This window comes from Phyllobacterium myrsinacearum, assembly GCF_002980555.1.
GTDB lineage: Bacteria > Pseudomonadota > Alphaproteobacteria > Rhizobiales > Rhizobiaceae > Phyllobacterium > Phyllobacterium myrsinacearum.
The window spans coordinates 744,529-757,566 of record NZ_PVBT01000002.1 but is presented as its reverse complement, the minus strand read 5'-3'; the positions used below and the strand labels follow the sequence as shown (position 1 = coordinate 757,566).

At 55.9% G+C, this 13,038-nt stretch carries 12 protein-coding genes; 9 read left to right on the top strand and 3 right to left on the bottom strand.

The window, feature by feature from the left end; all coding sequences use genetic code 11:
• Positions 1–10: 10 nt before the first annotated feature.
• Together C5750_RS10370 and C5750_RS27015 are read left to right on the top strand one after the other, a co-directional pair.
• Positions 11–883 carry a glycine betaine ABC transporter substrate-binding protein gene (locus tag C5750_RS10370; protein WP_105733771.1) on the top strand — a complete coding sequence of 291 codons (873 nt, stop codon included), beginning with the start codon at positions 11–13 and terminating at the stop codon, positions 881–883.
• A gap of 128 nt (positions 884–1,011) precedes the next feature.
• Positions 1,012–1,380 carry a transcriptional regulator gene (locus C5750_RS27015; RefSeq protein WP_105733770.1) on the top strand — a complete coding sequence of 123 codons (369 nt, stop codon included), beginning with the start codon at positions 1,012–1,014 and terminating at the stop codon, positions 1,378–1,380.
• A 22-nt stretch (positions 1,381–1,402) separates the two neighbouring features.
• On the opposite strand, the gene C5750_RS27010 is transcribed toward C5750_RS27015, so the two are convergent.
• Positions 1,403–1,558: a hypothetical protein gene (locus C5750_RS27010; protein ID WP_425350444.1), complete on the bottom strand. Its 156-nt coding sequence runs from the start codon at positions 1,556–1,558 to the stop codon at positions 1,403–1,405.
• Between the two features lie 467 nt (positions 1,559–2,025).
• On the opposite strand from C5750_RS27010, the gene C5750_RS10360 reads away from it, so the two are divergent.
• The 6 genes from C5750_RS10360 to C5750_RS10330 all read left to right on the top strand — a co-directional run bounded on the left by C5750_RS10360 (position 2,026) and on the right by C5750_RS10330 (position 9,190).
• Entirely contained in the window at positions 2,026–2,811 is a 786-nt protein-coding gene (locus C5750_RS10360) for an enoyl-CoA hydratase/isomerase family protein (protein ID WP_105733769.1), read from the top strand.
• Positions 2,812–2,814: 3 nt separating this feature from the next.
• Positions 2,815–4,020, top strand: coding sequence for an extracellular solute-binding protein (locus tag C5750_RS10355; RefSeq protein ID WP_199538008.1), 1,206 nt, complete (start codon positions 2,815–2,817; stop codon positions 4,018–4,020).
• Between the two features lie 20 nt (positions 4,021–4,040).
• Complete coding sequence (locus C5750_RS10350) at positions 4,041–5,243, top strand: CaiB/BaiF CoA transferase family protein (protein ID WP_105733768.1); 1,203 nt, start codon at positions 4,041–4,043, stop codon at positions 5,241–5,243.
• Between the two features lie 47 nt (positions 5,244–5,290).
• Positions 5,291–6,583: an MFS transporter gene (locus C5750_RS10345; protein WP_105733767.1), complete on the top strand. Its 1,293-nt coding sequence runs from the start codon at positions 5,291–5,293 to the stop codon at positions 6,581–6,583.
• Positions 6,584–6,641: 58 nt separating this feature from the next.
• Complete coding sequence (locus C5750_RS10340) at positions 6,642–7,481, top strand: IclR family transcriptional regulator (RefSeq protein ID WP_158531289.1); 840 nt, start codon at positions 6,642–6,644, stop codon at positions 7,479–7,481.
• Between the two features lie 809 nt (positions 7,482–8,290).
• The gene (locus C5750_RS10330) at positions 8,291–9,190 is read left to right on the top strand and encodes a recombinase family protein (protein WP_105733764.1); all 900 of its coding nucleotides are present in this window, start codon (positions 8,291–8,293) and stop codon (positions 9,188–9,190) included.
• Between the two features lie 136 nt (positions 9,191–9,326).
• On the opposite strand, the gene C5750_RS10325 is transcribed toward C5750_RS10330, so the two are convergent.
• Positions 9,327–10,031 (bottom strand): L,D-transpeptidase, encoded by a 705-nt coding sequence (locus C5750_RS10325; protein ID WP_199538014.1) that lies wholly within the window; start codon positions 10,029–10,031, stop codon positions 9,327–9,329.
• A 325-nt stretch (positions 10,032–10,356) separates the two neighbouring features.
• Positions 10,357–11,724, bottom strand: coding sequence for a dicarboxylate/amino acid:cation symporter (locus C5750_RS10320; protein WP_105733762.1), 1,368 nt, complete (start codon positions 11,722–11,724; stop codon positions 10,357–10,359).
• 311 nt (positions 11,725–12,035) lie between these two features.
• Here C5750_RS10320 and C5750_RS10315 point away from each other — a divergent pair, with 311 nt between their 5' ends.
• Complete coding sequence (locus C5750_RS10315; protein WP_105733761.1) at positions 12,036–13,013, top strand: helix-turn-helix transcriptional regulator; 978 nt, start codon at positions 12,036–12,038, stop codon at positions 13,011–13,013.
• Positions 13,014–13,038 lie beyond the last annotated feature (25 nt).

The following is a 13,038-nucleotide window of genomic DNA, read 5'->3' as shown; positions in this document are numbered from 1 at the left end:
AGGAGAACCCATGTTCCGGAAAATAGCATCAATAGGACTGACTGCCATCCTCGCAGCTTCGCTTTCGACGGCAGCTTTCGCGGACGAGAAGGCCAAGCCTGTCAAGCTTGGCTGGGCCGCCTGGTCCGATGCCGAGTTTGTCACAAAACTCGCAGCCAAACTTATAGAGGATAAGCTTGGCCGCAAGGTCGATCTGGTACAGACTGACGTCGCCCCACTTTATCAAGGCGTTGCTCGCGGTGATCTGGACGCAATGATGATGGCCTGGCTGCCTCAAACTCATGCGGATTATTATGCGCGGGTGAAAGACAAGGTCGAGACCCTGGGAACAGTATATAAGGGCGCCAAGCTTGGATGGATCGTGCCAACCTATATTCCCGCAGATGCAATAAGCACCATCGAGGATCTTAAGAAACCCGACGTAGTGAAAAAACTTGGCGGCACCATTCAAGGGATAGATCCTGGCGCTGGTCTTACCCGATTGTCCGAACAAGCCGTTAAAGACTATGACTTGGACTACAAATTACAGATCTCCAGCGAAGCAGGAATGCTGACATCGGTTGAAAGAGCGACGCGATCACAAAAGTGGTTCGTTGCCACGTCGTGGAGTCCCCATTGGATGTTTGGCAAGTACAACCTGCGTTATCTTAAAGACACCAAAGGATCACTGGGCGAGGCGGAACATGTCGATGTCATCGGCCGTAAGGGACTAAAGGAAGAAGATCCAAAAGTGGCTGGGTTCCTGTCGCGCATAAACCTACCCATCAACGACTTGGAAGCTGCAATGTTTGAAGCCCAGGAAACGTCTTATGACGCGGCTGTCGACAAATACATCACCGATCATCCAGAGCAAGTGAAAGCTTGGCTCGAAGGATCGAATTAAACATCTGCCACAGATTGAGCCAAAGGCGTGGCAATCCCCAATGACTTGGTTCGTGCTGGACGCTTCTTACCGGCAGCCAGCACAATCTCGTTAGGAAAAGGGCATTCCTCAAAAACCAGGAGGCACTAATGTTTCACCAAACTTCGGGCAATGACTTCACTCACGATGACACACTGGGTGGACGTATCTCGCTTGCTCGGGAATATATGCAAATATCATCCGAGCAAGCGGCTAGCCAATTGGGCGTTGCAACGTCAACGTGGAAATCCTGGGAACGCGATCGGGCTGCTCCACGTTCGAACCGTCTTGCAATGATGGCGGGAATTTTAGCGGTCACTCCGGTCTGGCTTTTGACCGGCATGGGCTCGGGGCCGAATGAAAGTGTTGGGGATGACCGCACCATCCTATTGCAGAGGCTGCAATCGGCAACAGCGGCGGCATCCACAGCACAGCAGTGCGTACAACACCTCGCGCGCCGGCTGGAGATGTTGGGTTAATCTCATTGTGCCGGGAATGCGGCTATCCATCTATTTGGCTCATGGCCAGATGTTTGGTGTGATCGCTGTTGATGAGGATACCTGTGCCGGCAAGGGGGCGTATCAATACCTGATCGATCTCAGGCTGAACACCATGATCGGTGCGGTCGACAAGCCAGCCATCAAGAATCTCAGTCACACAGGCTGATGGCACTTCCTCGCCGGCATGTGCCGTCGTCTGCAATTCAAGCGCGCCAAAGCGAAGACCTCGCGAATGGCAGAGGCGGATACCCTATTTCCGTCGACCCGGTCCGAGTGCCACCACTCCACCCCACAAACGCGCGCCATCTTCACAGCAACGAAAGTTTCCTCCGCTGGCATATGCCTCCGGACGCAGAGGATCAGCCGCTCGTGATATCACATTGCGACCAGGTATCAGCATCGGACGCGTTGGTACCCGGCTTTGGTCTCCACCCACTTCAAGCGCCAGTGGCCCCCGGCTAATCCTCCGTCTTCAATCCGGTTCAATACCGAATGTGACCCATCCATCGAGATTCCTTGTTGCAAAACACCGTTGTATTTTTCATACTCGCAATCTAGTATCACATATGAAACTACTCGAATACCTCGATTGACCACTGCCCTTCCCTTCTCAGGACAAAATTGATGAGCGAAAACCTTGTAATTCGTGAGACCGTGCTCGACGGCATCGTGCGCTTGCGTTTTAACCGCCCGGAAAAACTCAATGCCCTATCAACCCCTATGGTGGAGGAGCTTGACCACCATCTCGATCAATTGGCGCTCGATCCGCAGGTGCGCGGTTTGGTGCTCGTGGGGACCGGTGGAAGAGCGTTTATTGCTGGTGCCGACATTGCTGAGTACCAAGGCGGCAAGCATGAGAAATTCACTGCTTATCAACTTCGTTCGCGGAGCGTATTCGACAAACTGGAAACCTTTCCCAAGCCCACCATTGCCGCGGTGCAAGGGTATGCACTCGGCGGTGGGTTCGAAATTGCCTTGTGCTGCGACATTCTAATCTGTGCCCACAGCGCGCGAATGGGATTACCGGAGGGCCGTCTCGGCTTGAGTCCCGGTGGCGGCGGAACACAGCGCCTATTGCGCTCGATTGGAAAACACGCGGCCTCCGATGTCATGCTGGCGGGCCGGTATTTATATGGCGAGCGCGCATACCAGCTTGGTCTTGCCAGCGTGCTTTGCACGGACGAAGCGTTCGACGAAGCTATTGAATTGCATTCACGCGCACTGCTCTCGATTGCACCCTTGGCGCAAGCACAAATGAAGCGATTGATGCGCCAGGGTATCGACGCAGCGCAGTCAACGGCCCAAAGCCTGGAGCAGGAAGTCCTGTTCCGCCTTTACGCAAGCGAGGACGGGCAGGAAGGCATCGACGCATTTCTCGAAAAACGTACACCGCTATTTAAAGGCCGTTGAACGATGACCATGCAACACTCATCGAGCGGTCACTCGAAAGATACCGACGACATCAAATCTGCCCAGCGTGCCGATTATACGGCGTTGACCTGGCAACATCCTCGCGGTTACGAGCCATTGGCGGCGGCGGCACGGGCATTTGAATCGGCGCATGGCCACAGATTGATCGAGTGGCAAGCCCAGAGGCTTGAAGGTTTCGAAGAACATCCGATTGCCGACCTTGCAGCCCGCTACGATCTCATTGTGTTGGACCATCCCCACATTGGCGAAGCTGTTGCCACTGATTGCCTCTCCCCCCTGGAAAAATATTTCACCGACGTCGAAATCGCCGCATGGCGGACAGGTTGTGTTGGTGGTTCCCTCGACAGTTACCAATGGGCAGACAAGCATTGGGCATTGCCGATTGACGTGGCCGCCCAAGTCTCAGCCTATCGCCCTGATCTGTTGGAATCACCACCAAAGGATTGGTACGATGTGCTGCTTCATGCTGAACGAATTCCGGTGGCTCTGTCGATTGCAGGACCGCATGCCTTTCTCTCCTTCCTATCCATTTGCGTCGCACTGGGTGAGGAACCCCGACCCGACGAGCTGCTGTTTTCGGATGACGTGGCTATCGAGGCGCTTGACATCATGGCGCGGCTCTCGGCGCGCGCACCGCACCTGACGCACAAGCTCAACCCCATCGACCTACTCGAATCCATGGCCCAGGGCGAACAGATCGCCCTGGTGCCGCTGGTATTCGGCTACGTCAATTACGCCCAAGCCAAATCTGGCCAAAAGCGGGTCGCTTTTACCGATGCGCCTACGGGATCGGGGACCCGTCATGGCAGCGTGCTCGGCGGTACTGGCATTGCAATAAGTTCGCGTACTGATGCCAGTCCGCAGTTGATCGATCATCTGCGCTGGCTGATGTCGGACATGGTCCAAACGCGTTTCTTCACGGCAAACTTGGGACAACCGTCGGCACGGGCCGCCTGGACAGACCGCGACGTCAATGAGCAATGGGGCGACTTCTACGCTGCAACATTGACGACCATCGAGACGGCACTCGTGCGGCCTCGATACGACGGTTACATCGCTTTCCAGACCAAAGCGTCCGATCTCGTTCGCAGTACGCTTGTCGCAGGCAATACCCCCTCTGAAACGCTCACGCAGATAAGGCAAGCCTGGCAGGTTAGCCGTAACCGTGCGCGTACAACTTTCATTTAAAATACTGGAGGAAACACACAATGAATTCCAAAGCGCTGGAAGACGTGACCGTCCTGGATCTAAGCCACCTGCTTCAGGGACCGTTTGCGACCCAATTGCTGGCCGATCTGGGGGCGACCGTCATTAAGGTTGAACGTCCGGGTCAAGGTGATCTTTTCCGCACCCTAACATTTAATAACCGTTGGCTCGGTGGCACTGAGAGTCCCAACTTTCTGGCCTGGAATCGCAACAAGCGGTCGCTTGCGCTTGACCTGAAAGCCACGCAGGCACGCGAAGTCATTTATAAACTGGTCGAAAAAGCCGACATCGTCGTTGAGAACTTCAGACCTGGTGTACTAGACCGCCTGGGGTTCGGTTACGAGGATTTGAAACGTATCAATCCCCGTATCATCTATTGCTCTGGATCGGGCTACGGCGATAGTGGGCCCTATCTCAAGCGTCCGGGGCAAGACATGCTCATTCAGGGCCTAACCGGCCTGGCCGCAGCGACCGGGCGCGGTGACGGCCCGCCCGTGCCGGTGGGCGCGGGCTTCTCGGATCAAGTGGGAGCTATGAACATTGTCTATGGCGCACTCGCGGCCTTGTATTGGCGCGAACGCTCCGGAGTGGGTCAGCATATCAAAGTCAATCTGTTGGCAGGCATGCTGGCTCATCAAGGTCAGGAAATGCTGATGGCGATGAATTTCGAGACTGACTTTGAGCGCCCAAACTCCGGCATCGGCCATCCTGGCATGGATGCCCCATTTGGCGTCTACCCGACGAAAGACGGGTGGGTCACAGTGGCCATGAGCCCCTACAGCCGCTTGGTCGGTGTGCTTGGCGATGACAGTTTACTCCGTTACGACAATCCCAAAGACCTGTTCGAGAAGCGCGACGAAATCTGGGCAAGGCTTGCCGAGCGCACGGCCACCTGGAACACGGAAGAACTGATGAACGCTCTACTCGCGGTCGACATCTGGTGCGGCGAAGTAAAGACTCATCTGCAGGCGGAACAGGACCCGCAGGTGCAGCATCTCGGCGCGATCAGTTACTACGACCACCCGATCGCCGGCCGGGTCAAAGTCGTCGCACCGGCGGTTTCGTTCAGCGCAACCCCGGCTGAAATTACCCGTCCAGCTCCCCTTGTCGGACAGCACAGCCGGGAAATCCTGGCCGAATACGGATTCAGCGAAGACACCGTCAATGCCCTCATCGATTCAGGGACTGTTGCCCAATCATCATGAGTACTGCCTAGCAATCCACAAAAATAAAAAACCAATGGAGGAGCATCGTGTTAAAAACGGTTCGCTGGCAATTAATTGCCCTTATTTTCGTCGCTGGTATCATTAATTATATTGATCGTGCAGCGCTTTCCATAGCCGCACCGCTCGTATCAAAGGAACTTGCCCTTGATCCGGCGCAACTGGGCATCCTCTTCAGCAGTTTCTTCATCGGATATTCGCTCTTTTGCTTCATCGGCGGTTATGCAGCTGATCGTTTCGGCCCGCGTAGGGTGATGGCTATTGCCATGCTGCTCTGGTCTTTATTTTGCGGGGCAACTGCGCTCGCCTTCAGCTTCGGCAGTCTTCTGGTGCTGCGCGTGCTGTTCGGAATGGCTGAAGGACCATTCAACACAACGATCAACAAAACCATCAGCAATTGGTTTCCGCGCCGCGAACAGGGGCGCGCTTCTGGCCTCGCCAATGCGGGAACCGCTTTGGGTGGTGCCATTGCGGGCCCCATCGTCGGTCTCGTCGCCCTGCACTTTGGTTGGCGTGCGTCCTTTATTGCCATAATGATGCTCGGCTTGATCTGGGTCGTGGCGTGGATGATCATGTCGAAAGACCAACCGTTTCAGCACAAACGGGTCACGGCCCAGGAGCTCCATGATATCACTTCGGACCAGGAGCCAGAGAATAGCGCTACTGAACGCGGCGCCCTTACCTCTTATCTCCGCAAACCAACCATTCTTGCCACTGCCTTTGCGTTTTTCGGGTACTCATATCTATTGTATTTCTTCCTGACTTGGTTCCCCAGTTATCTAATCAACATCCAGCACCTGAGCGTGTCGCAGATGTCTATCGTCAGCATGATTCCGTGGTCTGTTGGGTTCGTCGGTATGGCCCTGGGTGGCTTTGTATCGGATTTCATTTTCCGCAAGACGGGTAATCTCGTTTTTTCACGCAAGATCGTGCTTGTTGTCAGTCTATCCATCGCCGCCGTCGCAGTAGCCGTTGCCGGCATGGTAACCAGCGTCGTACCCGCTGTGACAGCGATGACAGTCGCTGTGTTCTTCATGTATCTCACAGCCTCCGCTTATTGGACGACGATATTGAGTGTTGTGGAAAAACGTCACGTGGGCAGCGTTAGCGGGTTTGTTCACCTGGTGGCAAATCTTGCGGGAATTGCCGCGCCCACCATTACCGGAATCCTGATCCAATGGACTGGGGTCTACCAAAGCGCCTTCTTGCTGGCGGGCGCCATTGCGGTAAGCGGCGCGCTTTGTGTCTTTATCTTTGTACGCAAGGAAGTACCGTCCGCAGTCTGGACCAAGGCTCTTGGAGAGGAGCACCCAGTGGGATAACATCGAATACCACCGAGAAATGGCGATCTACCCACGCCTGTATTCAATTGAGAAGTCCATGAAGAAACCACGCCAATCACGCATCAGAGACGATAGTGCCGACCTGTCACCGAGTGTCACCTACAGCGTACCGGCCGGCACAAAGACGATTGATGTCATCGAATACATGGCGCAGGCACAAGCGCCGCAAACCAAGAGCGAGATCGCAGCCGGGATTGGGAAATCCATACAAGAGGTCTACCGTATCATCCAATTGCTGGTAGCTCGCGGGTATCTCGTAAGCGAAGACAATGGCAACCGCTTCTCACTTTCGATGAAGCTTTTCTCGCTTGTCCACACAATGCCTTCCGTGCGCAGTCTATCGGAAGCCTCGGTGGGGCCAATGCGACGACTGGCAAGTGAAGTCAACCAGAGTTGCCATCTGGGGGTATTGTGGGACGCTGAGCTTTTGGTGGTATCGCAGATCAATTCGCCACTGAACATGTCGTATTCGGTCGCATTGGGTGCCCGCTTTCCAGCACACGAGACAAGTTCTGGGCTGGTGTTGCTCGCCGGTCTTGAACCCCAAAGACTCGAGCGGCTGTTGGCCATAATAGAAAGCCGCATGCATACCGAGGAAGATATCGAGAATGTTCGCAAGCATGTAGCCGAAGTCTCCCGCGTTGGCCATGATCTACGGCCCTCATTAATGGTCCCCGGAATTACCAATATTTCCTATCCCGTATTTGGCCTGCATGGCGAGACGCTTGCAGTGCTGACTATCCCTTTCCTGGCAATCAAGCGCTCGACGCTTCCATTGCAACAAACTGCGATTGCCGCATCGCATGCCGCGCAAGAAATATCGCAAGCGATGGGTTACCCCCTCCATTTCCTGAAATCCGTATCGGGGTCATCGTAAAGTTAAATCCGATCTCAGAGCCACTGCAAAGTTATCGAGTGTGGAAACGCACTGAACTGCGTCCGAGCCCACATTCTGGGCCGATTGACAGTCGGCCCAGAATACGACGGACATCAAGGGCTGATCGCGCCGTTGGACCAGTCATTTGCACAATACAGTCGCCGCGCTCGACCAGTGTAAGGTGGCGCAAGCACACAAGATACCATCGTTGATCGCACACTGACGGGAAGGTGCAATCGAGGCTATCACAGGGCCCTCATAGCAGATCCGTAAACCATCTTGGTCGACCGCCCCCCCGCCTCCAAATTCACGTGAAATATGGATGATACCATCGCGCCGCGGATGTTTAGCGCCTGTATCATCGACTGTGATAAACGGGGCGGATAATAGTCCGGCATACAGGACGGCAGCTTCTTCTTCGTCGCAGATCACGATCGTCGGCAGTGAGTATTATTGTTTTTATTACATTTTTATCACTATTAGGTATTTATATATCCATTAGCTTCTGCATCATGGACTATAAATCTGCCTTAATTCAGCTGGACGAGCTTTGCGCGCTCCGATTTCCGTCTCCCGTAGACACAATGCGTTCCGCGGTCGTCCATCGGCCCCATATATGCCCATTTCTTGCATTTGCTCGACGTTAGAGCATTGCTTTTACTGGGTTTTCTGGAGTCCCCTGCCCTCTTGGCTCTGTCCTGGCGCCCGCGTATTCGCCGGTGTTTTCCTCTTTGTCGGCGTATATAACTGTTCTTTTGTTATAACTTGCTTCTCTGTATTTTTTGCAAATTTGGGCTACATTCACAAACATGACTGTATCATCCAAACCCGCCTTGATTGGCTACGCCCGCGTCTCGACTGAAGATCAGGCCAACGATGCCCAGCTTCTGGAACTCAAGGCTGCAGGCTGCGGCACCATTTTCGAGGAACACGGTTCGGGTGCGTCGCGCGCCCGCCCCGTCCTGGCCCGCCTCCTGCGTGAGATCAGGAGTGGTGATGTCCTGGTGGTTGTCCGCCTCGACCGGCTCGCGCGGTCCGTCAGCCATCTCCTGACTGTCATCGAGCAGTTGGAGGAAAAGGGTGCGCATTTCCGCTCGCTGCATGATCCCATCGACACCTCCACACCCCAAGGCATGTTCTCCCTGCAGGTTCTCGGCGCCGTGGCTCAGCTGGAGCGCGCCCTGATTTCCGAACGCACCAAGGCGGGGATCAATGCCGCCCGCGCGCGGGGCAAGCTTCCGGGCAATCCTGGCCTGCGCGAAAAGAACCCCGAGGCGTTGGCAAAGCTCTCCGAGGCCCGCAGGCGCGGCCACCTGGCGGATCTGACAGCCGCGATGTCCTCCTGGCTGCCCATCGTGCAGCGTATGCGTCCCGAGCACCCCTGGGACGAGGTGGCCCGCAGCCTGCGCCACCAGACCGGGCAAATCTGGAACGCCGACCGCCTGCGCCGTTCGGTGCGATTGCTGGTCAATGAGGGGCTTGCGGATGCGCAGCTGATAGCCCCCTCCCCTCGCCGGACCCCGGAGGACCGGCTCATGATGCTGATAACCGGCATTGCCAATGCCAATCCGGATTTGACCCTGCGCGAGATCGCCGGCCAGCTTGAGGCCATGCACGAACGGACGCCGCGCGGTGCCGCCCGTTGGGCTGCCTCATCGGTCAAAAACCTCATGGACAGAGCCCGCAGGCTCGGGCTTATCCGGGCTTGAACTCCAGACAGGCGGGATAAAGCTATCGCGATGGCGCAGATCGAATGCGCACAGCCGTGCCTGATAGAAAAACGGGCCGGAGACGATGGGTCCCAGCCCGTTATTCTGTTCTGCAATGATCCGTACGGGGTTTCCCCTACCCCACCACAACCGTGGCTTTGCCAGGGACGCGACTGTAGAGATCGATAATATCCTGATTGATGAGACGCACGCAGCCGGATGACATGGACTGCCCGATCGACCACCACTCCGGCGAGCCATGGATGCGATAGCCAGTATCGACACCATCCTTGTAGATGTAAAGCGCGCGTGCTCCCAGCGGGTTCTGCGGTCCAGGCTCCATGCCGTTTTCGAATTTCACCAATTCGGGCTTGCGCTGGATCATTTCGCGCGGCGGCGTCCAGCGCGGCCATTCCTTCTTGTACTGGATGTTGGCACGGCCGCTCCACAGGAAGCCCGCCTTGCCGATACCGACACCGTAGCGGATAGCATCACCGCCCGGCTGCACCAGATAGAGGAAACGCTCCTGCAACCGAACGACGATTGTTCCCGGCTGCTCGCCGGTGGGATCAACGACGATCTGTCGACGGAACTGGGCAGGAACTTTCTGATAGGGGATCGCCGGGAGCGAATAGGGGCCTTCCTGCACCGCCGCGTACATGACGTCGGGAACCGTGACAGATTTATCCACGCTGATCTGCGGGCGGATGCTGCCGGTCGACATGGTGTCAACGCTCATATCGGGAAGCTCGAATGTCTGCGAGCATCCGGACACGCCGAGAACAGCGAGGGAGCCTGCGCCCAGCAGGAGATGACGCCGGGAGATGGCGGGGGTGTGCAGACTATGGTCGACTGCCTGATTACGCTTGGACAACTTGGTACTCGCTTACAACTGTGGCAATTGCGTAAAACTCTATGGAAGTGTGGTTTACAAAGAGTGAACCCGCCGCGAGGTATTTTAACCATAAGGGGGCCTACGGGCGGATTCGATGGGTTGACAGCTGTCAACTGATTCCAGAATCACCTTACAGCCTGCATTGCCGAGGGCGCATCTACAGCCATGCGCCGCCCAAGCACGGACCTCCGAATCGGCAGGCAGTTGACAGCTGTCAACGCAAAAAAGAAAGCGCGGCAGCGCTGCCGCGCTTTATCAACAACAGATGTTCTCAGGCAGCCGAAGCCACAGCAGCCGGGTCGATCACGTCAATCGTTGTCGTGCTGTCATAGCGGTCCTGATCCAGAATTCCCTGCCGCTTGGCAACGATGGTTGGAATCAGCGCCTGCCCCGCAACATTCACCGCCGTGCGGCCCATATCCAAAATCGGATCGACCGCCAGCAAAAGCCCGACACCCTGCAATGGCAGGCCCAGCGTGGAAAGCGTCAATGTCAGCATGACAATCGCGCCGGTCAGCCCAGCCGTCGCCGCGGAACCGATGACCGACACAAAGGCAATCAGAAGATATTCCTGAACACCCAGAGGCACATTGTAGAACTGCGCGACGAAGATTGCGGCGATGGCCGGATAGATCGCGGCGCAGCCGTCCATCTTCGTGGTCGCACCCAGCGGGACGGCAAAGGCCGCATATTCCCGCGGCACTCCGAGATTGCCTTCCGTCACGGCTTCGGTGACTGGCAGGGTTCCAATGGACGAACGGGAAACAAAGCCAAGCTGGATCGCTGGCCAGGCTCCCGCGAAAAACCGGGCCGGATTGAGGCCGTTGGCCAGAAGTACGATCGGATAGACCACAAAGAGCACCAATCCAAGACCGATATAGACGGCGGCGGAAAACCAGCCCAATTGTGCCAGCGTTTCCCAGCCATACTGTGCCACCGCAGTGCCAAGGAGCCCGATCGTTCCGATTGGCGTCAAGCGGATCACCCACCAGAGAATCTTCCGCACAACGGCCAGGAGCGCGCGATTGAAATCCAGGAACGGCTCGGCCACGGATCCGACGCGCAGCGCCGCAATGCCAACCACGATGGAAATGATGACAATCTGCAGCACGTTGAAAGACAAAGCGGTGCTGGCTGAACCACCGGTGATTTTGGTCGACGCCTGCAAGCCCAGCATGTTCGAGGGAACGAGCCCTTTCAGGAAATCGAGCCATGAGCCCGTCGACGATGGAACGGAAGCGGCGGAGGCGAGCACACTGGAATTGATTCCGGGCTGAATGACAAGTCCGAGCCCAATGCCGATCACGACAGAGACTAGCGCCGTTATGGCGAACCACAGCAGCGTTTGCCAGACAAGAGCAGCTGCATTGTTCAGGGCGCGCAGATTGCTGATGCTTGCCACGATTGCGGTAAAAATCAGTGCTGGCACCAGTGCCCGCAACAGCTGCACAAAGATCGAACCCACGGTCTGCAGCGTCACGCTCAGCCAGTTCGGATTGCCCGCCGCATCCGGGCCAAGGTTGCGGGCGATGAGGCCGAGCAAAAGCCCGATGATCATCGCGACGATAACCTGAAAACCAAATGAACGGTAAAGGGGTTTTGGGCTGGCCGGTACGGGGCCAGAAGATGGCTTGCTCATGTCAACAATCTCGCTCAGGGAACACACGGGATTGAGCCGCCTCGGCGACTCCTGCAAATGTGGCCAACCTACCATCAATCGAAGAGCCCGCAGAACGATCAATTCCTGAATTCACCTGTTCTTCAACTGTTTCTTTCCAGAAACAGCGCGATTCCAGGCAAACAATTCCCTTGTACTAAAGTTGCATTTACGCGGCAGCGATCTCTGGCTAACAATACAACCTAAAATTACTAGTAAAATATATTCTATTTAAAATTGTATTTTCCGGCGCACTGATTTCAATCACCACTCTTTTTGCAAGGATTGAAGCAATGTTCGATACCATTCGCGATAGCAATCCTGACCGCATGTCTAGTCCTCCGCTACCACCGCCCGCAGCGCCAATACGCACTGGCGAACGGGCCGCCATTTTTCCACATCTGTCTCTCAACGAGATCTACCGTCTCAATGAGACCCAGGTCCTGAAGGGTTCGACGTCCCATCCGATGGACATCGTTTTGGACGGTAAGGCAGACCACGTCGTTTACATCTTTGTGCTCGATGGTGTCATCGAACGCCACAACACCAGATTGCACCTCGCATCGATCATCCCGGACGGCGGGGCCGGAGCTGTCATCAACGGCCCTGCCACCTTGCTCAAACTAAGCAAGGGGTGCCGCTGGCTCGCATTCCAGATTCCACTCTCCGTGCTGCGCAATCACTTCGGTCTGTGGTCCGGACAATTTTGCTTTCATGAGCCCCGGTTTGCGACGGTCGCCGATTTCCGCAGGCACGCCGTATCCAGTCTGTACCGCACGATCAATTTCCTGCTTCTCAGAAAAAGGGAAGGGGAGGGATCACCTTTGGCCAACAGCTACGAGCAGTTGCTGATCGCTCAACTCTACGCATCAGCGCCCCACAATCTCTGCCTTGGCGACCGTTCCGCGCGCCAACCGTGCCCGAAACAGCTACGCCGTGCCGAGGAATTCATCCGCAGCAATCTCTACGCATCCATCACCGTCGATCACATCGCCGGTGCTGCGGGGTGCAGCACGCGAACACTGCAGCGGATATTCCGGCATTTCCGCGATGCAACCCCAACCCAAATTCTGTCGCATTACCGGATCGCAGAAGCGCATGACCTCATCATCGCGGGCAGGGCCAGAACCGTTACTGATCTTGCAAGCAGCCTGCAGTTTTCAAATCCAGCGCGCTTTGCCGCCACCTATCGCGACATTTACGGGCAAAAACCATCCATCGATATACGCGCTCATCTGCGCACAGGAGCGCAAAGAGCCACAACCCTTTGATTTTTATCACCAATTCATTTTCAGA